Raw genomic sequence first — 21,882 nt, forward strand, 5'->3', positions numbered from 1 at the left:
GTTTGTGTCCAACCCCTCGATTCTCCTGCTATCATTGTTTGTGAGTCGCGTACCATTCATTGACTTCTTTGGTCATTTCGTCGCCGCCAAGCTTTTTCCACTCTTCCACGAATTTATCGAATTCATCCACGGATACTTGATTCATCATAATCTTGAAGTATACTTCATCCCGCTTCTTCTTCAGGATTTCTTGTCGATCTGCCATGGTTGGAGTCGGTGCGCCGTAGAACTTGTTTTGTAGGTACTGTTTATTGTTCTGAATTTCAGGAACAAGTGAATATGCACCTTTTGGACCTGAGATCAGATATTCCCACCACATGTTGATATCGGTACCATCAACATACTTCATGGCACGCTCGTAACGAGTTTTTTGATCTTTCGTCTCCAAAATGCTCTCGTCTTTGTTCTCGATCGCTTTTGGCAATATTTCACCGTTATTATCCTTTTGTTTACCAACACGAAGCGGGCTTAGAAGCCAGTAGTTGTTGCCTTTCTCCTTCAGGTCTTTACCATACTCATACACTTTCTGTTCTGGCGTCGGATGATTATCCACGACAATCCAATGGTTCAGCAATTTAATAACGCCTTCCGGATGCTTCGCTTGCTTGGAGATAACATAATATTCGTCAACACCCAAACCTATCTGCGATAGTGCAGGTTCGCTATCCACCGATGGAATCGGGAATACGCCCCACTCTTGTACGACTTTACCATCCTTTACTGCGCCTTTTGCGAGCTGAGCCGGTACCCAAGACTGGCCGTATACGATACCTGCGTTGTTGTTATAGAGGAGCTCTGCTGCTTTCTCCACATCTTTAACGACGAACTCAGGATCAATTAATCCTTTCTTGAACATTTCCTGCAGCGCCTTAAGTGCGTCTTTCACTTGAGGCTGAATGTCACTGTTGACCAAATTGCCATTTCCGTCTTCCATCCAAAGATTTTCATAAGCATGGTAACTATTCAAGAATGCTATTAGTCCTGTAACAGCTGTGGACTGGTTGTTAAATGGATCTTTGCTAATTACAATTCCATACGGTTTCCCAGTGCCGCCTGGATCTTTTGTTTTGAACGCTTCGGAGATCGTCAAGAGATCTGCCATCGTCTTCGGTTCCGGCAGGTTCAATTTCTTCAGCCAGTCCGTGCGTACATAGAGGAACTGATACTGGTACGGATTATAAGAACTTGGAATCCCCATGAGTTTACCGTCGAAAGTGGCGGTCTTCAGTTGCATTCCGCCATCCATCGACAAGAATTTCTTCGTCTCATCCGTCGCATTCTTGTCATATACGTCCGTGATATCCATAATCATATCCGCTTCGGTCAGCTCTTTCAGCTGTGTAGCATTAACCTTCATGAAGTCCGGAAGATCATTGGAGGCGATGGACATCTTCACTTTTTCCTTGAATTGAACGTCATCGGCGGACACCCATTTATTCGTGAGCTTCACACCGATATCTTTCTCATACGCATCATAGACCGAGTTCTTCTCAAAGCTTTCGCCCTCATCGAATTTGAGATACTGATCGCTTGCCGAAACTGTTGAAACTTCAATCACTTCATTTTTTTGTTCCACAGATGTCTCAGGCTGCTTCTCAGGCTGCTTTTCCCCTTCATTTGTGGTTTTGCCGCATGCCGTGATAGTTAAACTTAGGATCAATGCGACGATCAGAAGTATTCTACTTTTTTTCTTCATATTACCCCTCCACATTGTCTCAAAATAGGTCGTGAATCTACTTCATGCTGCTTCTCTTCCTAGTTCTAGTATAGGAAAGGAAAGGACCCCCATCTATATACTAGTCTTTACTTTCGTATACACCTCTTGACTACCGTCAGGCTTGTCCCTAGAACGCACAAGAGAGAGGGAGTCTCCCTAGGTTAGGTTGACTCCCCCTTCGCTTCGTTGAAACGTTACCGTGTATTAACTCGAATATTCAGCTCCCCACGATATTTGACAAGAGATGACGCGCCGCTTCTTGCTTCATTTTTCGATAAACCTAAGCGCACGTTCTGATTGATATTCAGCTAGACCTTTTGCGAATTGTTGATCGGGAAATCCTCTATGCTGTAGCTTTAAACCCGCTGAAGTTAATGATATATGGTGATGCAATTGATAAAATAACAGCCTATCCGGATCAAGCTTATCGTTCTTAAGATACCGATAGAAATCTTCAAAACGCATCTCCAAAAAACTATGCTCATGCTCAATATCAAAGAACGCTGCTCCTTCGATATCGATCAGAAAGGGCTCCAGCTTATCATTAACCAATACATGGTCAGGACCCAGTTCCCCATGAATAAACCCATACTGCTTTCTAGGCTTAATTCTTGATTCAAGCTCATACAACTTATCGAGCAGTTTACTTTGATTAGACCCGATCTTCTCCATATGCTGAGAGGCGTAAGCTAGCTGTACTTTCGCATTTTTCATTTGTAATGAATGACATTGTTCTGTACTGATCTCGTTAGCATTGGCTTTCCCAAAAATCTGCCTTTCGGTGGTATGCATTGTAGTAAGCATATCCCCCAACTGCTGAAACACTTTATCTTGAACAGCTAATTCGGAATGTTGGAAAAAGGTTTCTGCCTTACGTCCATCTATATATTCAACAAGCGCATAATCAAATGGGTAACGGTCTCTTTCCTTATTCAGATCATAAAGTGCTGGGGTCTGAATTCCATGTTGTGTTAAATACTTATTGTTTAATTCAAACAAATCACTTCCATAGGACTGTTCATTTATATCTTCATTCGCTTTTTCTTCTTCAAAATAATTCATGGAAAGATCCCACACATACAAAACGCAGGAAAATCCATTACTGCACTCAATCTTGTAGACCACCTTTTGTGCGCCACCATGCATTCGTGAAACACGAGTAATTAAATAACTGGTGCCAAAAATCCGTCCAATATAATCCTGTAAGTCGGCCTGATCGAGATGATAGGTAACGTCCATTAACAACACTCCATTGATTAAGTTTTGCCGGCTTCACAATAGTAAATAAAATCCAGCCCAAAGTATAGACTTTTTCTTTCTGATCAATTATGATGTTGAATAAGGTCTTGAAAAAATAAGCATACAAAAAGCCTTTGGATTTTATTCCAAAAGGCTTTTTTTTGATGAAATTTCTAGCGAAACCGGCATATCCTTAAGTTATTTATAATTACTCAACTATCGTGTCCTGTCATCAGCTCTCATCGTGTATACATAATATAATCATCATTCTAACTCATCGCTGTTAACAATACGGCAATCGTATTAAACACACCGTGAACAATCATACCAGGCACGACCGATCCCGTACGTTCATAGGTCCATGCAAGCACAACTCCACTAATAAAATTCACGGGCATGGCATTCATAGTGGGAAAATGTGCAAAAGTAAAGATTAGCGAACTAATCACAATCGCCCATCTCATACTAACACGAGCCCGTAGCCAACGATATAAAAATCCACGGTAAAATATCTCCTCATAAAAGGGTGACACGATCCCTGCCGACACGATACCAATAATTATAGTAAATAGAGTGACATTTTGCTTCAGACTCTCTGTTTTGCTGTTGTCCACCGTATTCCCAAGAAAACTCGTGAGATAGAGAGTGGCCACACTAAATACGATGAGAATGAGTGTCCACAGGGCAATCCTCCACCAATCTTTCGCAGGAAACCCCTTTACTCCTACCTCTGTCCAGGACATTTTCTTCGGTCGTAAAGCAATGAAATATAATCCTAACAAAAGTACAATCGCGATGGTAAGCCCTGTAAGAGTCCCTGAGTAAAGAGTATTCCCCAACCATTGCTCATACATTGACTGTACCGCATACTTGATAACGAATATAACGAATACAAATTCAAGCGCAAGTAAAGCAATAAACTCACGCCATGTCCACTGATCCATCTTCTTCCACATTTCCGTACTGGTCATCCTTAATCCCTCAATCCTCTGTGATATAATTTAATGATATTAGGTGACGTTACGTCACCTACAAGCATTATTTTCGAGAGGAAAGAAGAAACATGAATAGATGGACAACAGGACAAGTATCCAAACAGCGGAACATTTCCGTTCGAACCCTACGTTATTATGATCAAATCGGTCTTCTTACACCGAGTTATAAGGAAGATAACGGCCGCCGTTATTATTCAGAGGAAGATTTATTCACTCTCGAAAAGATAACGTTGCTTAAATCACTATCACTACCGCTTGAAGACATTCAAAATGTAATGGACAAGCTATCTTTTCGTCATATTCTAATCGCACATCATAATCATCTTCAGGAGCAGCTTACTTCTCTTCAGGGCAGTATTGCAAATACTACGTCTTTGATCAACATGATTGATCTAGAAGGTACACTCTCCTGGGATCGGGTTTCTCATCTGGTCCATAACGTACAACCCATTTCTAAACAGTGGATCGATTACTTCAACGATGAAGAAAGTGCATTTCTACAGAATGCACTACCCAATCTCAACAGTAATGACCAGACCACTCAGCAATATGCCTCTTTGCTGCGCCGGATTGAATGGTGCATACAGCAATCTGTTCCACCTGAATCTGATGAAGGTTATAACATTGCCTGCGAGTTAATGAAGCTATCACACGAAACCTTTAATGGAGACGAGAAATTGATGGAGAAGTTTTGGGAAGTGAGGAAGCTCCCTACATTAGAGTCAGGACTATATCCCGTATCCGACGAAGTGCTGAACTTTGTGGAGATTAGCATTGCTCACGTTCAAGAAAAAGGGACGGGACAGAAATAGGAATTGAGGAATTTATTGAAATCATGAGTAGCCCCTTTAAACTGAATAAGCGGCGGATCTCTAAAGGAGGATCCGCCGCTAACACATACTAAAAAAATCGAACTTCATATTTATGACTACTTCATAATAATTGCGATAATCCCTACTATAATACACAAAATCCCACTTATAAATTGTCCTAATCCTGAAGCTTGTCCCATTAGTATGAAATTGAATATGTTTTTACTTTTTCTATTTTTCCCAAATAAACCCTCTTCTTTTCTCATAAGATAAAGACCCCAAACTATCAAAACTACCCCAAAAATAAATAATATACTAAGCAATTATATTCCTCCATTATTTGTTTCATATGTGCATATTTACGAAAAATATTATTTGTCATCTTCATCAAAAATAAACGTTTCTTCAATTGATAAATTAAAAACTGAAGCTATTTTATACGCAAGTAGCACAGATGGATTATACTTTTCTTTTTCTAATGAGATGATTGTTCTAGAAGATACACTTACTTTATCAGCTAGTTCTTGTTGAGTTATTCCTTGTTCTAGTCGTAATTCTTTCACTCTATTTTTCATTAAATATCTCCTTGATTAAAGGACATGATTATAATATTTTCTAGAACCAAATTCACTAATGATTAAAGATATTAAAACAATTAATAATGCAGTATTTGTAGGAATTACTACAAAATTAGTTAAAAACATAATAATTATAATTACATACATCAAAAAACGCATTGAAAAGTGAGAAACTTTTCCATCAATTAAAATATCTCTTTCATCATATTCCTTTGACATGTTCCGTTCCAATATTTTGTTATTGCGGGATTTAAGGTAAGAAATTATTGAAATCAACAAAATTATTCCACCTATGAATAACATGACATAACCATAATTAAATCCTTCCGATGTATCGAGATATAATTGAATAAATCCCAATACCATTAACAAGATTGATAATAAAAGTCGCTGTATGAATAGTTTTTTCAAATGTAATTCTCCTAACTAACTTATTCTTCTGAAGTGAAGTTCGTTTCATATGAAGTTTACTTCATGTGAAGTTAACTTCATAATATCTTATTTCAAAGTAAATAACAAATGGTAAATAATAGCGCTTTAAATAACAGATTATTTCATCATTTGAACAATTTTATTGTAATAGTGTTTAAGTAATCTGCCCGTTAGCTGAATAAAGGCAGTCGATCACGTTGACTGATCGGCTGCCTTATCCTGTTTATTGAGCTATTGATACTCTTTAGCTTAAGGACTAATCTCTAATTTCATTATTGAATAATGTTAATGGGAACATCCTGTGGTTAAACTTGACGCTCAGTATCCATGTCCTTTTTATACATTTTTTCCGCTTCAATAGGACTCTCTTTTGCCGTCATATGGCTTGGAATTACCCGATAAACTTGAACCGGACCGCCGAATACAGCTGATCTATACTTCTCCACATGCTGCTTGGACAGGGGGCGATTATAGTAACCTGGTACATACTTATTCATCATTTCCTGAAGTACATGAGTGGCTTCATCCAAATCCGTGATCGGTTCTGCTTGTCCGAATATCATTACGCTCATATAAGCCGTATCCGTTTTCGCAGGTACCGGATCCGTAATGGTTCCATATTCCTCACATACCGTAAAACACACCTCTGAATTATCACTCATCACCTGATTCCGCCTTCCGTCTCCAGCCCCGTGAAAATAGAGTTTCCCTTCTGTCCATACATAATTAAGTGGCACAACATAGGGGAGTTTGCCATCAGCCAACCCAAGATAACCCAATCTCGCTTGCTGAAGGAACCCTTCAATCTTCTCTTGATCCAGGCATTCCCTGCTCTTGTAACGAACCGAATTCATATCGATATCTCTCCTTTAACTCTAGCGTGCGGCAACGACCAAATTGCGAATACCAGCGTTGTTACGGTAGTATATCAATGAATGGATTGCATTAAAATATCCAAAAATGACCGTTTAAAGCAATCCATAATTAATATTATTATGATTGGGCTTCTATTTGGAGGTGTGTACGATGATGAAAGTAATTCGTAATGATAAGAGAGCGATCTGGCAGCAATTGCTTGATCAAGCAATTCATAATATTACTAGCGGAGTCTGGGCGCCAGGAGAATTACTAATACCTACCCGCGAACTTGCTCACATCGTAGGTGTCTCACGCTCAACTATACAGATCGTCTATGAGGAATTGTTAAGTCGAGGTTATACAGTTACCTCTCGCCGAGGAGGAACGCGAGTTAGTAGATGGAAGCAATTCAATGTGTCAACGAAGGAAATAGAAACAGAGGGTCCCACACCTCCTTCACTCTCCTTGTTAGACTCAGCTGTTGATCATTTACATGACTGGTTCAGAGGTAAAGAACAGATAGAAGTGGATATTGATTTCAGTCCTCATGAACCCTATTTGGATGAACAATTCCAAAAGAACTGGCGGCAATCGCTGCTCCACGCATCTGCTGAAATGGATTTATCAAGCTGGGCTTACGGTAATTGCTACGGTTACACACCTTTACGTGAGCAAATACAGCGTTATTTATCCCTTGAACGGGGCATACATATCCAAACTAATCAGATTCTGTTGACCTCAGGAGCTCAACACAGTATCGACTTAATCGCACAGTCGCTTTTAGCTGATGGGGATACAGTTTCAGTAGAAGATCCAGGTTTCCCAGCTGCTTGGATGGCGATGAAATATCGACGAATGAATGTGGTACCTGTTCCCGTTGATGAGTATGGTCTGGTGGTGAAGCATATTCACCCTCAATCCAAACTGATCTTTGCCACCCCTTCTCACCAGTGCGCAGTAGGGGTCGTTATGTCGGAGACCCGTCGGCAACAATTGCTACATAAAGCGGTTCAAGAACGGTTTTGGATCATTGAAGACGATTATGATAGTGAATTCCGGTATCGTGGGGAGCCGCTGCCAACGTTGTTTAGTCAGGCACCCAATAATACTTTGTATCTCATGAGTTTCTCTAAAATGATTGCTCCTGGCATTCGTATTTCGGCTATTATAGGTTCATCCGAGGCAATTGCTCAACTAGCGAAGGTACAAGAACTGACTTACCGTCATCTTCCGATTATGGATCAGCTAACACTAAACCATTTCATTAAAAAGGGTCATTTTATGCGGCATATGAGAAGAGTCAGAAATGTATATCGAAGAAGACACGAAGTCATGACAAAAGCTATTATGGCTAGTGGTTTAGGGGAGCGTTTTACACTCAGTGGAGTAGAAACAGGATTGCATATGTTACTTGAGGCTGAGGAATCATACGACGAAGAAACTGTGACAAATTTAGCCCTACAACATGGAATACGTGTTTACCCTCTTGGATCCTATTGTCTGGATAGCAAAAGAAAGGGATGGGTATTGGGGTTTGCAAAAGTAGATGAAGTATCAATTGAGCAGGGGATACATCGCCTTGCGGAGATAATTCTATAAAATCATTTCCGCAGGCAAATTTTTGAAATCAACGATATACTTCATTTCCATCTCTTCTTTTCTCTCATTATTACCAAAAACTCGTCGCTACATAAAATAAAGCTCAGCGTATCATTTCTAAGGTGACACGAAAGAGCTTCTCCAGCTTTCAAAGCGGAGAAGCTCTTTCACATTTTTTTTGAAGTTAGAGAACTTGATCATCCATATACGACGAGTCCTTGTGTTTCATCCTATCCTCTTCCTATGTTTCACTAACTGTCATACTATTTTTCACTCTCTTTGCCTTGGTTATCCTTCACCCATTGATGCGCTTTGGCTGCTTCTTCGATTTCATAGAATGCCCAGTGGGTGCTTAGTACATCAGTAAAACTTGGTGATTCGACTCCATACAGCGGCCCACGATCGAACAGGCGATTTAATATTTTCACCGCTTCTGCGCGGGTAAGCTTTTCATTTGGTTTGAACGTATTGCCCTGATAACCTTCCATAATGCCATAACCTTGGATGCGCATAATCGCTTTGCTTGCCCAGTGTTTGTCGGAAAGATCAGTATAGATCATCTCGTGATCTGTTCTAGCCTTGGTTTTTCCTTGTTTCGCTATCCAGCGATCCACGATGACAGCCATCTCCGCTCTCGTAATACCATCCTCAGCGCCAAAGCGTCCATCCATGTATCCCTGCATTATGCCTACCTGATTTACGATCTCCATTTCTCGGAATGCCCAATGCTTTGCGTCGGTATCCTTGAAGGAAGAAACCGAAGCTCCATTACCTTTGTACTCTGTTTCGAGATTACGTACCAGCATTGCCGCCATTTGAGAACGGGTTACGGTTTTCTCCGGACCGAAGGTGCCGTCAACAAACCCTTTAATATACGGCTTATGTGTTCCCGCTTCTGCTTGCTGCTGCGACACAAAGTATTCCTTCCAGCCTTTCATATAAACCATGGTGAACGTACTGAATTTGTTGATGTTGAATCGGATGCCCATCTCGTTTTGCTTGTACGCAACCAATTCTCCACGAATCAGTTCCTTGGTACCATCGCTATGCTCGACAAAGATGGCGAGATTGTCCAAGATCGCTTGGCGTTCGGCTTCATTCTGCGGCAAGCTGTCCTTAAGCGGCAGAACAAGCGTCACGGGACGGCTCTGCATGTTCGTTTCGATCGTCATCGGACGACCTAAGATCTTGATCTCTTGACCCTTAATGATTTCCCGGACTTGCTCTTCCTTCTTCGCCCGTTCCTCCACCGCTTTCCGTTCACTCGCTTGCTTTATCGGAACAAGACGGAAGTAGAGGTCCTTGTCGAAGCCATTCAAGGCTTCGCTTGGAATGACGATACGGACATTGTCGGTGTAGATTTCGAGATTTGCTTGCCCAGCCGACAACGTACCTACCGCACTGGCAGAAAGCTTTACATCGATCTGCGATACTTTGTCCTTCTCGTCAGGAATGACGATGCGTGCGGTTTTGTCCGTTTTATTCTTTAACTGTTCAACCGCTTCTTTCGCACGCTCCGACGTAAATGTGACTTCATCTTTTACCGTACCGTTTGGTTCTGTTGTTCGGGTAATCGGCGTTTTGGAAATGACTTCTCCTTCTCCAGCCCGCACATCCACCAACACCTCTTCTTTAGTTGGTGTTGAAGGCACTCCTGGTGGTGTTGGATCAGGATTCGGATATGGTTCTGGATTCGAAGGTGCTTTTACTGTTTGAGTTACATTAAACGCAACATCGGTCATGTTCGTTGCTTTAACTGTAATCGTCGTCGTAAAGGTACCTGCTTCCAATCCATCTTTTGATTTTATTGTAAAAGTCGTTGACGGCGTACCATTGTCCAGTTTTGTTACAGCAGGCCCTGCAATTTCAAAGTTACCTGCTTGTGTTCCACTATTCACTACGTACAGGTTATCTAGGTCGCCAGTGCCTGTACGAGTAATCGTGATTGTTTTGGTTTCTTGTGTACCATTTGCATAACCAGCAGTTAATAAAGATAACGACTGGTTACTAATTGGTGCTATGGTATAAGTCGGTATTGGATCCGGATTTGATGATGCTTTTATCACTTGCGTTACAGTGAACACTGCATCGGTCATGTTGTTTGCTTTTACTGCAATCATTGCCGTATAGGTTCCTGCTTCCAATCCATCCTTAGCTTTTATTGTAAAAGTCGCAGATGGCGTATCTTTATCCAGCTTGGTCACATCGGGCTCAGCAATTTCAAAGCTTCCTGCATCCGTTCCACTGATCGCTGCTATTAGATTTTCAAGATCACCCGTCCCAGTGCGAGAGATCGTAATTGACTTGATTTCCTGAGTTCCATTCGCGTAACCAGCGGTTAATTCCGTTAACGTCTGGTTACTTATTGGTGCAATTGTATAGGTCAATGGGTCCGGATTTGATGATGCTTTTACCACCTGTGTTACAGTGAACGTTACATCGGTCATGTTGGTTGCTTTTACTGCAATCATTGCCGTATAGGTTCCTGCTTCCAATCCATCCTTAGCCTTTATTGTAAAATTCGCAGATGGCGTATCTTTATCCAGTTTGGTCACATCGGGCTCAGCAATTTCAAAGCTTCCTGCATTCGTTCCACTGATCGCTGCTGTTAGATTCTCAAGGTCGCCCGTTCCCGTGCGAGTGATCGTAATTGAATTTGCTTCCTGGGTTCCATTCGCGTAACCAGCGGTTAGTTCCGTTAACGTCTGGTTACTTATTGGTGCAATTGTATAGGTTTGGTTCTCTGTCCATTTGGCATAGAGAATCAGATTTGCAGTTACAGTATCAGCCTCGAAATCCCAAGGATTATTATACTCAGTGTCCTTATACCAACCAGCAAATGTATAACCTGATCTTGTTGGAGCATCTGGTGCTGTGAGCTTTGCATCCCTTGCAATATCGGATAGAGGTGTTACTTCACTTCCGTTTTGCGAATCAAAGGTTACGGTGAAGGTAAGACCTGGAACATCTTCTGCATAATTTTTATTAACGTTCTTACCATTTCCTAGTTGTCCAACACCATTATTACCCCAGGCAACGATTGTACCGTCATCCTTCATTGCTAGAGAATGATCAGCATAATTACCTCCCGCGGCAATAGCCATAGCTTCATGAAAGATGTTCCCGTCTTGATTACGCACGAATACGGGAATTGGACTATTAACATTGCTCAGATTACCTATCTGACCATATTTATTGAATCCCCATGCCCAGACAGTACCATCTTCCTTTAAAGCCAATGTATGCATAGAGCCTGCATCAATCGCCATAACATTCGTAAGTCCGCTTACTTGGAGAGGGTAAGGTTCTGAAACATTGTCGCTTTTACCATTTCCCAATGCTCCTTCAGTACTATTGTATCCCCATGTCCATACCTTGCCTTCATTATCTAGAGCAACCGTAAATCTAGAACCTGCTGAAGCAGATAGGGCTTTAAAGTCTGAATCATCGCTGTGCTTTACTTTCTCTGGTATAAATTTATTCTTATTATCACCTTGTGAACCCCACATCCAAAGTGTACCATCCATATCGATTGCTAATGTTTGGTCATATCCCGCGAATATGGATTTGGCGATCAACGGGGTTGTTCCATCTGCAAGCATGACCTGCTTAGGGTGGGTAACTTGGGGATCTGTGTTTATAAGCCCTAATTGACCCTCTCCATTCCATCCCCACGTCCATACAGTACCGTCTCTCTTTAGAGCTGCAGTATGAGATGTGCCTGCTGCAATAGCTATTACATCAGTAATACTATCTACCATGTAGGGTTTGTTTCGACTTGATCCAGAAGTACCATCCCCCAATTGGCCGTTGTTATCACTTCCCCAGGTCCATACACGTTCATCAGGATCTAATGCCACAGTGTGAGAACCTCCTGCTGCGACCTGCAATGCTACCAGATTAGTCCCGTCCTCTTTCTTTACTTGCATAGGAGTCTTGCGATGGGTTTCAAGCCCTGCATCTCCCAATCCAAGCTGACCACTCTGATTGCCCCCCCACGTCCATACAGTACCATCTGTTTTTAAAGCCACGGAATGAGATTGACCGGCTGAGAGCGGCAAATATTTGGCCAATTTCTGGATGCGATGATTTCCGAAATCAGCTACATACACATTTCCCATACGATCGATCGCCACACCTGTTGGATAGTCAAACTCTCCGAGTTCGCTTCCATAACCATTATTAGGGAGATCTGGACCGTCGTATTCTTTTCCCCACTTCGTCCATTTATTCGATGCTATATTTAGCTTCTGAATGCGATGGTTATTGCTATCCGCTACATATACATTGCCTTGGTTATCTACCTCAACACCGTTGGGCTCATCAAACTCACCCAAATTAATTCCTGGACCGTCGCCTTCCTTCTTCCACTCGCTCCATTTAGTTGTATAATCATACGTTACATTCCCACCATTATCCTCCACTCTATTTTTTTCGATCTTTACCTTCTGAATACGATGGTTATCACGATCCGCCACATATACATTGCCTTTGCTGTCCACTGCCACACCGGTTGGCTGATTAAACTCTCCGCGCTGGCTTCCTGTCCGTTGTCCATTTTTCCCAAAAACGATCCATTTCCCAGTTGCTGCATCAAGCATTTGGAGGCGCTGATTTGTCGTATCTGCCACATAAACATTTCCGTCCTGGTCTACAGCCACATCAGATGGAATGCGAAACTCACCGGGTGCAATTCCCCACCCATTATCTATAACATATTTACCATTGTACTCTTTTCCCCACTTGCTCCATTTTCCTGTGACGGCGTTCCACTTCTGGATCCGATGGTTTAATTTATCGGCAACATAGATATTCCCGCTGTTGTCTACAGCAATGCCTGTTGGACTATTAAACTCTCCAAGGGCACTGCCTGCTGCTCCGCCACCTTTCCCCCACTCCACCCATAGACCTGTGGATATGTCGAGCTTCTGGATGCGATTATTATCGTAATCAGCGACATAAACATTACCTAGGCTATCGGTTGCCACACCGACGGGGTACCCAAACTCACCCGGGTTCGTACCTTTTTCTGATCCAGCCTTACCATATTGACTCCATCCCTTGGCTGCAAGTGCAGGATAGGCAAATAGAGTTGTAGCAATCATCAAGATTACCATGCACCATACGAACAATTTCCCTGCAAAATGATTTCTACTTCTCCGATTCATTACTTTAATTTCCTCCTTTTTGAGCTTAGCTTGTATGTAAGCCTTTTACGATCTACTACTACCAGGTACTTCCGATAATTCTTACAAAGCATCAAATATCATCCTATCAAAGCTCACTCACAAAATTCTCATAAGTAATCTGTTTTTATATTTCGGAGGAAAATTAATAGAAACCGATGAATCAAATCTGTAGACAGAGCCTTATATGAGGCCTAAAATGAAGGCCCCAGGCGAAATTTGCATAATGGATTCTTACCTCCATTCAAAAAAAAAAAACTAAAACCCGATATCCGGGTCCCAGTTTTTTGATAGAAAATGCCATTAGAGGAAGTTCTAATAAATCAGTTTAGCCATATCAGACGAATGTAGCAGGACTACTCTAATTACTTGTCAGAAAATGATGGCGTAGGAGCCTCAGCAATCGCAGCCTGCAAAGCCGGAATATTTCTTTTGTAAATGTGAATCGCGATTTCCAGCAGCGCCTCGAACCTCCCATTCCTTTTAGATTGATCATCCATCATTCGCTCCTACTCAAAGGCTTATGAGAATGACAGATAACTACTTGGCAAAAAACAAAGGAACTTAGCAAGGTTAGACTGAACTTTCATTTCATTCAGTAATCGCGCGCTGCATCGAACCAGCATTGAGCCATCTCCTCTTCTATTGGCTGGCCAATCAGGTGGTCAGACTGGCTGAGTTGCCATACCGCTTCACCAAGATCTTCTCGTTCGGTGGTGTCGATGCCTTTGACGTTGTTGAAGCGTACGGTGAAAGAGGTTATGGCGGCCTCGGCTTCGGCAAAGCTACGGGCCTCAGACAAAGTTGCCTGTGCAGCGTTATAAGCTTCATTAGCAAGCTTAGCCAGACGTTTAGGCCAGGACGAGAACGGGCGCCCGAACTCGGTCGTCCACCACTCAGGCTTTCGTAATTGGCTCACTGAAGCATGGTCAGTCCAAGGGCGGGTTTCTGCGCGTGTTTTCATTTGCTGTTTTAGACGCTTACCAGTGATCTCTTCCACATTGTAAGCGATAAATCTGTCAAGCAACGGCCACTCGTTCAAGGTCGGCAAGTCCCCCAGATCAGGCATGAAGCGTAGCTCCAGATTCGTTAACTGGGCATGCTGAGCCAATAAATCCAGGTCGCAGAAGTTTCCCCACAAACTCAGTGAGGTTAGGTTTGGGAACCTGTTTAGACACTCCAGCGAGATGGGTTGTCCCAGTGGTGTGTTCTGTAGCGTCAGGCTCGTTACCTTGTGTAACTCACCCATGTCGGGCAGCAAGAAAGGAGGATCATTCTTGCGTCGCCCGGTGCGCGGCGCTAGTGTCAGAGAAGATGGCATATCGCCTGTGGCCGAGAAGCGTGATAGATCGCCGGACACACTCAGGCGGAAAGGCTGCTTCGGAAGCATTAGGCTAAGGGACCTCCCAGATGGGCCCAACTCTACATGCAAGCCATGCAAATTAGACTGACTGGCGTTCGCCACCGTGTCTTGAGACAGGATCGGAGTCCATGTCATCTCTTCAATGGGACGTTTCTGTGCCCAGTCAAAGAAGCCTGAATCACTGCCTGTATAATGCAGAAATCGCGGCCAGGGAGAGCCAGCCGGTGTGATAAAGACATCGAATACGGTCCAATCGATATGCGCATCAGACTCGACATGAAGGTCTGCCTTCTTCCCCAATTGCGACGGACCCATGGATAAACTGCCTACACCGGGCTTAAGGACAAGAGTGTGACTGCGTGGACCTGTCAGGTTGATAGGATAACTACCAACTTCTATAACAGAACCTGCTGAAAGACAAGCTTGGTTATCATTTGGCATTTCTATCATCCTTCCCTCTTAATTAAGCATGTCAAGATCTAACTACCCACGCCAAACTCTATCTTCTGATCAATAAATTGCTTGAATCTTGTAAAATACTGCTCTGATGCCTCCCAGCGCCTAAGGTCCAAAAAAGACATGTCCTGCTTGCCATATTGATTGGGCGGCTGATAATGCCGGGAAACATAAGTTCCATGATCCACTGTATAAAAATAATACGCTTCATCTGGAGTCTTGATTTCAATCCGAGCATGCAGGTAGTCTCCGTCCTCGTCCGTATGCGCATTACGGAAGCTGTAATATTTTGAGCCGTCCCAGAACCCGTCATCCTCCTCTTCTTCCGAATATAATTCCTGAATCACATCGTGTTGCAAAATGTCTTGCACATATTGGACCTCAATGTTTCGTAAATAAAGTTCAGCCATATTAATACAGGTCAACAACATAGTCCAGCAATCGCTAATCTCCGCTAGCTGTTCCTGAGACTCTTCTGTAATATCCTCCCACTCAGACCCTTCATCTATGGTTCTCCTCAACAAACCGATGGAATGATCTTGCTCCAGCCAAATATAATAGTGATGCCGGTGATCTTTCATATAAACGCTGAGATCCCGCTCATCCCCGTCTGCATCAATATGCTCCAGTTGAACTTTGAAAAATACGCCTTGCTCCTGAAAATCAAAAGATGGTTTGTCATCCGTCATTAAAATACACTGAGTCAATTTCAATATATTTTCCTCATTGATCGTGTTATGGGTAAAATAAAAATGAACAGGTTTCTTTCTCGTGAGGGTTTCATTTACTTTTTTCAATGCGGAACGCCCTTCTACAATAACATTCACCAGCGTGCAAAAGGAAAATTCCATGTCCTCCTCATCCATATCCAGAAAAACTTCATCAATCAACACCTCATGAATGTCCACCGGAAGCTCCTGAAATACGCCGTCTCCCTCCCATACATTTACTAAGCATGCAATAGATTTCTGCCCGTCTACTTTGATGCTGTACTCGTCATCCTGAACTAAAACCGCAGCGCTAAGATCACCTATAACAATTGTTTCCCCATGATTGTAGGTGCCGCACAATATTTCCTCAACCATCAGATTGCCCGAAACATAGATTTCCTGACCGCCTACAGCTATATTTTTCGCATTCAAATTACCGGTTACCATAAGCCCTATAGCACCATCTGTTTCTTTATTATAGAGATTGTCTACTGTAAAATTCCCATCGATAAAAATGATGATTACCTCTTTTTGTTGCGGGAAAGCCTGCTCCCAATCCAGATTAAGAGAAGGCAGCGTCAAATCCCCTTCATAATAAGCGGCTAGCTGCTCGTCACTGAAATCCTGGTAAAACTTCGCCCACCAAGATCCTTCCGGAAATTTATCTGCTAGTTGACTAATAGGAATGAATCGGAAAAGATTGCTCATACATTATTTTCCTTTCATTTTCAAATTTCCATTATTCTCTCATATGTAAAAATAAGGGTCAATCTCAACTTTACAAACCATCCCCCACTAGAGTAAAGGACTGATTAAAATCAGCCCCTCCTCATCAAACCGTACGTGAGGTTTTCCCTCATACGGCTTTCCGATGTTCTTCTTTCATGCGCATACGGTCTACAATAATGTTTTTAATCCACACTGTTTGGCAATGAACTTCACTTCGTTTAAAGTCCCTATCCATCTTCTTCTTTGTCTTTTCTTGGCGTACCATCTTGCAAACCTCTGTAGAATATACCAATCCAGTTTGGCTAATCTCTTCTGGCTATAGTTCGTATAGTAGTAATTTCTCCATCCCTGTATTTTCGGGTTGAGCCATTCTACATGTTCTTGAAACGACCTCACTCGCATTCTTGGCGGAGCTAATCGTTCTTTGACCACTTCTCGAATACGTTCTTCTGCCTTCTTCGTTAACCATTGCTGAGTTGTAAAGTATACTTTTCCTTGCGAGGTTTCCGCTTTTGTTTTTCGGTGGTGCATTCCTAAGAAGTCGAATCCTTCATCTCCCGTCCATATGCCCACTATTCGCGTTTTGGTTGGATGCAGGGTTAATTCCAGTCGCTCCATTATGGTTTGGACAAGCTTGTAGGCTTGTTCTGCGTCTTTCTTCGTCTTGCAAACAATCACCAAATCATCTGCATACCTTGTTAATTCCCCGAGTCCATTTCCGTGCTTTTTCCATACCAAGTCGAAATAATTTAAGTAAATATTCGCTAGTAGTGGAGAGATTACACCGCCTTGTGGTGTGCCTAAATCTGACCGACGGATACTTCCTTCCTCCATAACTCCTGCACTAAGCCACTTCCTTATTAACTTCAATACTCTTCTGTCGTTGATACGCATTTCTACCAACTTCATGAGTTTCTCTTGGTTAATGTTATCGAAGTAACCTTGGATATCGACGTCTAATACCCAATTTCCTTTGCGGTTACAGGCTTTCCGGATGCGGTCGAGCGCTTGTTTGGCACTTCTTTTTGGTCGAAAACCAAAAGATACTTCTTGAAAATCCATTTCGAAGATGGGTTCAATCACGAGCTTCGTTGCCATCTGTATGACTCGATCTCGTACCGTTGGGATTCCTAAAGGTCGCTGTTTTCCATCCTTTTTCGGGATGTAGTGTCTTCTGACAGGTTGCGGTTGGTAGTTGCCCTCTCGTAAAACTTGCTGACATTCTTGAAGAAATTCCACTTCGCCTTGCCTTTCAATTTCTGCAATGGTTATTGCATCCACTCCAGCTGAGCCTTTATTCGCACGGACTCTTCGCCATGCTTCTAGAAGGATATCCTCTCGGTACACTTTGTCATATAGTGCGTGAAACTTACGTTTCTTGTTTTCCTTGGCAGCATGACATAGCTTTCTCTGGAGTTGTTGAACTTTTTCCTTTGGTGTCGTTAGCCTTTTGGCATTCACTCACTCGTACCTCCTTTAAGAGCGTAAACAAAGCAGGACTCCTTCCCTCCCTAAAGTTATGTTGTCTTTAGGTTCTTAGGTACTATGTGCCCCTCGGACTCCCTTCCCACAGGCGGTTCACTTCGTCTTTTGAACTTATAGAGCACCTTTTTACGGACTTCTAAAAAAAAAAAAATCTGTGTGGGGGAGGGTCTCCCCAGTTCACTGCATTATCTTTCAACCCATGCCGTTCCCTTTACGCCGGAAGGTTCTTCACTGTTGACCCAAGTTCTGTACAGCTTCCTTGGCCTTCGTCTACTGTTGCGAGACTCGGCACCTTCTTCTCCCCTTCGCAGGGCCTTTTTGACGACGCGGCAGGATTCACTTCATGTTGCGGCCTAGGTTGTTGCTCGCCCTATCTCTGATAAGTACTTTTGTCGATGCGCTTTTACACACAGATTTCGCCATGCGCAAGCATCCTAGCTACAAAGGTGGCTTGGTCCCTCCTTTGGTTGGACTTTCACCAACTAGATAATGCGTGCCTCTGGGCACGCCAACAAAAAAAGGCCATCCTTCTATGGGATGGCCTGACAAATCAGAAGTACAATAGTAATCACCGTTTATTATTTTTTCAAAACCGGTATCCAAATCTCACTTCTGAAGGTGGGTGAAGATATATCCTTACCCTCATTCCATAAAATCTCCGGGCCTCTTGCCAACTCATAATTAGCGGTAGGGAACCATTCAGAATAGATGCGTCCCCAGACATTTTGCAATGTATCGGGAAATGGTCCAACGGCTTCGAATACAGCCCATGTTGCTGCAGGAACATCTAGTTTCGTTAACTTTTCGGGGCATTCCTTGGTTGTAGCAACGCCAACATAATGGTCAAGTTCTCCCTTTTCTTCCATTCTCTCTTCAGAAAAATTCATCGATGCTTGAATCAGTCCCTGAGGTTCGACATTTGAGAGCTTTTTGAGCTGGTCGATGTCATCGCTAGTTAAGCTTTTCCACATAGATGCGATTTCCGGATTTACGCCATTAAATTGGATAGGTACCCTTCTCGTAATGCCAACGATACAGAATGACTCTTTTTCAATGATACGATAGTTCATTGCACTTCCCCCTTGAATCGTTAATTGAAAGGTCAAGCGCGGATAGGCTTTTAATGAAGGGCCATGCAACTTTACCGAAGAGGGCGGAATACCGTGCAAGCCTTGGAAAGCTCTAGAAAATGCGTCTGCTGAGCTATATCCGTATTTCACCGCCACATCCATAACTCTTAATTCTCCAGCTTGAAGCTCAAATGCCGCAGATGTTAGGCGTCTCCGACGGATGTATTCTGATAGCGTGATGCCTGCAAGGAATGAGAACATTCTAGAAAAATGATATTCGGAACAACAAGCCAACCTAGCCGCTTCCTTCAGGTCTATATCATCAGCAAGATTCTCTTCAATGTATTGTAGAGCCCCGTTCAGATTTGCAAGCAAATCCATTCGAATGACCTCCCTTCACTAACAATATAGCAAGTATCGTCGGCATCCATCCGACATCTCATGCACAGTTTTGCTGGGTACCTAGGAGAAACTTGCCGCTACTTAAGATACGGTTCACCGCGCATTCAAAAAAGAGGTGCGAAAAGCCGGTTCATCACCGGACGCTTTTCGCACCTTCTCTCTCTTGCCTAAATTAACGCGTCGAAATGGCCCTCCGAGTTCACCGTCGCCGTCCGGGGATCGGTCAGACCGATGCCCTTGAGGCCTCCCTTCCACTCAATCCGCGAGAGGGGGAGGTGATCTTGAAGCGGAGAAGCCGGTACAAAATTTACGGGGGCGCTACTCCCGCTTTTCTGTACGAGTTGGGACTCCAGCAGCCGGATTTGCCGCTGCAGCTGCTCCCGGCGATAAGGAGTCTGCATCTCACTTCCTTGTGCCGCATTCACTTTATCCAGTTCCATCATCAGCCGGTTCCGCTGTTTCTCCAGGGAACTGACATCACTCTGTGTACCGCCGTAGGCCGCAATGGTCTGTACAGAGCTGATGCCTGATACTGTCTGTGCCGCCATGATCTTTCCCTCCCTTTCCTCGGCTCCCAATCCAAATTCAGCCAAATTTGAAAGTTCTAATCATCTTTATTACCCAGCAGGCCCCGTCATGACAACATCACAGCCTCAATTAGAGAATAATCGTCATATAGTCTCAGTCGGCCGCTTGTTTCGACCCTACCAAAGACCCATCGAAGGCTGGCTAAAGTCCCTTCAGAGCTCCCTTACTCGTCCTTCAACCGCCGCTGATACAAAATGACAGACACTACTGTTAGCACAACTGTCCATGCCAAGGTAATGAGGAGGGGGTTTAATAAATCTCCCGTCATAATACATTGGTTGAAATTGCATTCCGTCCTCCTGATCAGCGACACTACTTGGATATATAAAACAATTATAAAGTCAGGATACTTTTTTGTCAGTTTCTAACTAAAAACACAACGTCATGTCCTATCTAAACGTTCGTCCAGCCGTTCATGTTCATTCGATTCCTTTCACTTAACAAGTATAAGCGAGGAAAATGGGGGTCACTTTAAGACTATCTGTTATGCAAGAAGGGGCTCAGCATATGACATATGGAGAAATTCTATTTCGTACGGCAACGTCTTTCGTTGCTCTACTAGTTTTGACGCGTCTTCTCGGTAAAAAACAAGTCGGACATCTAACGTTTTTCAATTATGTAACAGGGATCACCTTCGGCTCCACCACTGCGGAAATTATCGTCAACAGACAAATCACGCTGCTGCAAGGAATATCTAGCTTGGTCTTATGGTCGCTCTTGGCGTTCAGCGTTGCATTGATCGGACTGCGCTCTGTCAAAGCACGTGAGATTCTCGACGGCCAACCTACGATTCTCGTCAAACAAGGCAAGATTCTGGAAGAGGCATTAGCTAAGCAGCACCTCAACATCGACGATTTAAGCATGTTACTTCGGAATAAGGATGTCTTTTCACCCGAAGAAGTCGAATTTGCAATTCTGGAACCTGACGGTAAACTTAGCGTGTTGATAAAAGAAGAACTGCTGCCTGCAACAAAAAAAGATATAAAAGTAAACGTTGCACCTATTCACAATATCCCAACTGAGCTTATCGTTGATGGTAAAATCGTAGAAAAGAATCTTAATAAAATAGATGTCTCCGTTGTCTGGCTCAACCAACAATTAAAGAAAGCCAACATTTATTCTTTAGATCAAGTATTTTACGCAGAGCTCCAATTGGACGGGAGTCTGTATATCGACAAATACCAGGATATAAATCCATAAAAGACCCTCAAAGAGAACAGCCCCCAGACTGTTCTCTTTCGCTGTCTGCCTTAGAAGCAGGTGAACGAGCGAATCCGATTCAAATCAATACCGAAGTACCCCCAGAAGAGACCGAACCATCTGAACCCTGCAACAGAATTACGCCCGACGAATACCGGGAAGAACCAGAATTGCTCGCCGTTGTTCAGCCAAATGTATGTGTTGCGGAACAAACAGCCTCTGATCGCACCGGGGTCGATGGCAAATGCAGTGGCCGACATTTGCGGTACGAATTGCGGTGGAGGTGCCGTCGGCGCTTGAACGCCTCCCGGTGCAGCTCCTGGAGGTCCCGGAGTCCCAGGAAATCCACCTGGTCCACCTGGTCCACCCGGTCCACCCGGTCCTCCTGGTCCTCCTGGTCCACCCGGAAACCCTGGGAATTGGCCGCTTCCCGGCGTTGGAAAAAATCCCATATATGATCACT

Annotated in this window: 18 protein-coding genes; 3 read left to right on the forward strand and 15 right to left on the reverse strand. The window is 43.3% G+C overall.

The window, feature by feature from the left end; translation table 11 throughout:
* Positions 1-31: 31 nt before the first annotated feature.
* From NYE25_RS15615 to NYE25_RS15625, 3 genes are all read right to left on the reverse strand, one after another.
* Entirely contained in the window at positions 32-1,696 is a 1,665-nt protein-coding gene (locus NYE25_RS15615; protein ID WP_341051948.1) for an extracellular solute-binding protein, read from the reverse strand.
* Positions 1,697-1,981: 285 nt separating this feature from the next.
* On the reverse strand, positions 1,982-2,911 hold the full coding sequence (locus NYE25_RS15620) for a phosphotransferase (protein ID WP_341147732.1): 930 nt from the start codon (positions 2,909-2,911) through the stop codon (positions 1,982-1,984).
* Positions 2,912-3,225: 314 nt separating this feature from the next.
* Positions 3,226-3,927 carry a CPBP family intramembrane glutamic endopeptidase gene (locus NYE25_RS15625; protein WP_341146332.1) on the reverse strand — a complete coding sequence of 234 codons (702 nt, stop codon included), beginning with the start codon at positions 3,925-3,927 and terminating at the stop codon, positions 3,226-3,228.
* Positions 3,928-4,019: 92 nt separating this feature from the next.
* On the opposite strand from NYE25_RS15625, the gene NYE25_RS15630 reads away from it, so the two are divergent.
* Positions 4,020-4,763, forward strand: coding sequence for a MerR family transcriptional regulator (locus NYE25_RS15630; protein WP_341146333.1), 744 nt, complete (start codon positions 4,020-4,022; stop codon positions 4,761-4,763).
* A 116-nt stretch (positions 4,764-4,879) separates the two neighbouring features.
* On the opposite strand, the gene NYE25_RS15635 is transcribed toward NYE25_RS15630, so the two are convergent.
* The 4 genes from NYE25_RS15635 to NYE25_RS15650 form a co-directional block, all read right to left on the reverse strand.
* Entirely contained in the window at positions 4,880-5,029 is a 150-nt protein-coding gene (locus NYE25_RS15635) for a hypothetical protein (RefSeq protein ID WP_445667134.1), read from the reverse strand.
* A 105-nt stretch (positions 5,030-5,134) separates the two neighbouring features.
* Positions 5,135-5,338, reverse strand: a complete 204-nt coding sequence (locus NYE25_RS15640; RefSeq protein ID WP_076286019.1) for a helix-turn-helix transcriptional regulator — start codon at positions 5,336-5,338, stop codon at positions 5,135-5,137.
* Positions 5,339-5,353: 15 nt separating this feature from the next.
* On the reverse strand, positions 5,354-5,752 hold the full coding sequence (locus NYE25_RS15645; protein ID WP_341146334.1) for a hypothetical protein: 399 nt from the start codon (positions 5,750-5,752) through the stop codon (positions 5,354-5,356).
* A gap of 326 nt (positions 5,753-6,078) precedes the next feature.
* The gene (locus tag NYE25_RS15650) at positions 6,079-6,627 is read right to left on the reverse strand and encodes a pyridoxamine 5'-phosphate oxidase family protein (RefSeq protein WP_341051943.1); all 549 of its coding nucleotides are present in this window, start codon (positions 6,625-6,627) and stop codon (positions 6,079-6,081) included.
* A gap of 172 nt (positions 6,628-6,799) precedes the next feature.
* Between NYE25_RS15650 and pdxR the strand changes: the two genes are divergently transcribed.
* Positions 6,800-8,230, forward strand: a complete 1,431-nt coding sequence (gene pdxR, locus NYE25_RS15655) for a MocR-like pyridoxine biosynthesis transcription factor PdxR (RefSeq protein WP_341146335.1) — start codon at positions 6,800-6,802, stop codon at positions 8,228-8,230.
* 263 nt (positions 8,231-8,493) lie between these two features.
* On the opposite strand, the gene NYE25_RS15660 is transcribed toward pdxR, so the two are convergent.
* The 7 genes from NYE25_RS15660 to NYE25_RS15690 form a co-directional block, all read right to left on the reverse strand.
* Positions 8,494-13,398 carry an RCC1 domain-containing protein gene (locus NYE25_RS15660; protein ID WP_341146336.1) on the reverse strand — a complete coding sequence of 1,635 codons (4,905 nt, stop codon included), beginning with the start codon at positions 13,396-13,398 and terminating at the stop codon, positions 8,494-8,496.
* Between the two features lie 383 nt (positions 13,399-13,781).
* The gene (locus NYE25_RS15665) at positions 13,782-13,919 is read right to left on the reverse strand and encodes a hypothetical protein (protein WP_341146337.1); all 138 of its coding nucleotides are present in this window, start codon (positions 13,917-13,919) and stop codon (positions 13,782-13,784) included.
* A 92-nt stretch (positions 13,920-14,011) separates the two neighbouring features.
* Complete coding sequence (locus NYE25_RS15670) at positions 14,012-15,220, reverse strand: hypothetical protein (protein ID WP_341147733.1); 1,209 nt, start codon at positions 15,218-15,220, stop codon at positions 14,012-14,014.
* Positions 15,221-15,258: 38 nt separating this feature from the next.
* Positions 15,259-16,653, reverse strand: coding sequence for a hypothetical protein (locus tag NYE25_RS15675; RefSeq protein ID WP_341146338.1), 1,395 nt, complete (start codon positions 16,651-16,653; stop codon positions 15,259-15,261).
* Positions 16,654-16,842: 189 nt separating this feature from the next.
* Entirely contained in the window at positions 16,843-18,135 is a 1,293-nt protein-coding gene (gene ltrA, locus NYE25_RS15680) for a group II intron reverse transcriptase/maturase (RefSeq protein ID WP_341144791.1), read from the reverse strand.
* Between the two features lie 602 nt (positions 18,136-18,737).
* Positions 18,738-19,610, reverse strand: a complete 873-nt coding sequence (locus NYE25_RS15685; protein ID WP_341146339.1) for an AraC family transcriptional regulator — start codon at positions 19,608-19,610, stop codon at positions 18,738-18,740.
* 188 nt (positions 19,611-19,798) lie between these two features.
* Entirely contained in the window at positions 19,799-20,179 is a 381-nt protein-coding gene (locus tag NYE25_RS15690) for a FlxA-like family protein (RefSeq protein ID WP_076286012.1), read from the reverse strand.
* Positions 20,180-20,726: 547 nt separating this feature from the next.
* On the opposite strand from NYE25_RS15690, the gene NYE25_RS15695 reads away from it, so the two are divergent.
* A complete protein-coding gene (locus tag NYE25_RS15695) occupies positions 20,727-21,419 on the forward strand; it encodes a DUF421 domain-containing protein (protein WP_341147734.1) in 693 nt (230 codons plus the stop codon).
* A gap of 50 nt (positions 21,420-21,469) precedes the next feature.
* Here NYE25_RS15695 and NYE25_RS15700 read toward each other — a convergent pair whose 3' ends face one another.
* Positions 21,470-21,871 (reverse strand): collagen-like protein, encoded by a 402-nt coding sequence (locus NYE25_RS15700; RefSeq protein ID WP_339243375.1) that lies wholly within the window; start codon positions 21,869-21,871, stop codon positions 21,470-21,472.
* Positions 21,872-21,882 lie beyond the last annotated feature (11 nt).

This window comes from Paenibacillus sp. FSL E2-8871, assembly GCF_038000345.1.
Classification (GTDB): Bacteria; Bacillota; Bacilli; order Paenibacillales; family Paenibacillaceae; genus Paenibacillus_AQ.

Bases quoted from the DNA above. Each gene is read 5' to 3' on its own strand.
- NYE25_RS15670 (WP_341147733.1), bottom strand. From the start codon at position 15,220: ATGCCAAATGATAACCAAGCTTGTCTTTCAGCAGGTTCTGTTATAGAA.
- pdxR (WP_341146335.1), top strand. From the start codon at position 6,800: ATGATGAAAGTAATTCGTAATGATAAGAGAGCGATCTGGCAGCAATTG.
- NYE25_RS15700 (WP_339243375.1), bottom strand. From the start codon at position 21,871: ATGGGATTTTTTCCAACGCCGGGAAGCGGCCAATTCCCAGGGTTTCCG.
- NYE25_RS15625 (WP_341146332.1), bottom strand. From the start codon at position 3,927: ATGACCAGTACGGAAATGTGGAAGAAGATGGATCAGTGGACATGGCGT.
- NYE25_RS15695 (WP_341147734.1), top strand. From the start codon at position 20,727: ATGACATATGGAGAAATTCTATTTCGTACGGCAACGTCTTTCGTTGCT.
- NYE25_RS15685 (WP_341146339.1), bottom strand. From the start codon at position 19,610: ATGGATTTGCTTGCAAATCTGAACGGGGCTCTACAATACATTGAAGAG.
- NYE25_RS15630 (WP_341146333.1), top strand. From the start codon at position 4,020: ATGAATAGATGGACAACAGGACAAGTATCCAAACAGCGGAACATTTCC.
- NYE25_RS15675 (WP_341146338.1), bottom strand. From the start codon at position 16,653: ATGAGCAATCTTTTCCGATTCATTCCTATTAGTCAACTAGCAGATAAA.
- NYE25_RS15650 (WP_341051943.1), bottom strand. From the start codon at position 6,627: ATGAATTCGGTTCGTTACAAGAGCAGGGAATGCCTGGATCAAGAGAAG.
- NYE25_RS15640 (WP_076286019.1), bottom strand. From the start codon at position 5,338: ATGAAAAATAGAGTGAAAGAATTACGACTAGAACAAGGAATAACTCAA.
- NYE25_RS15665 (WP_341146337.1), bottom strand. From the start codon at position 13,919: ATGATGGATGATCAATCTAAAAGGAATGGGAGGTTCGAGGCGCTGCTG.
- NYE25_RS15660 (WP_341146336.1), bottom strand. From the start codon at position 13,398: ATGAATCGGAGAAGTAGAAATCATTTTGCAGGGAAATTGTTCGTATGG.
- NYE25_RS15690 (WP_076286012.1), bottom strand. From the start codon at position 20,179: ATGGCGGCACAGACAGTATCAGGCATCAGCTCTGTACAGACCATTGCG.
- NYE25_RS15615 (WP_341051948.1), bottom strand. From the start codon at position 1,696: ATGAAGAAAAAAAGTAGAATACTTCTGATCGTCGCATTGATCCTAAGT.
- NYE25_RS15635 (WP_445667134.1), bottom strand. From the start codon at position 5,029: ATGAGAAAAGAAGAGGGTTTATTTGGGAAAAATAGAAAAAGTAAAAAC.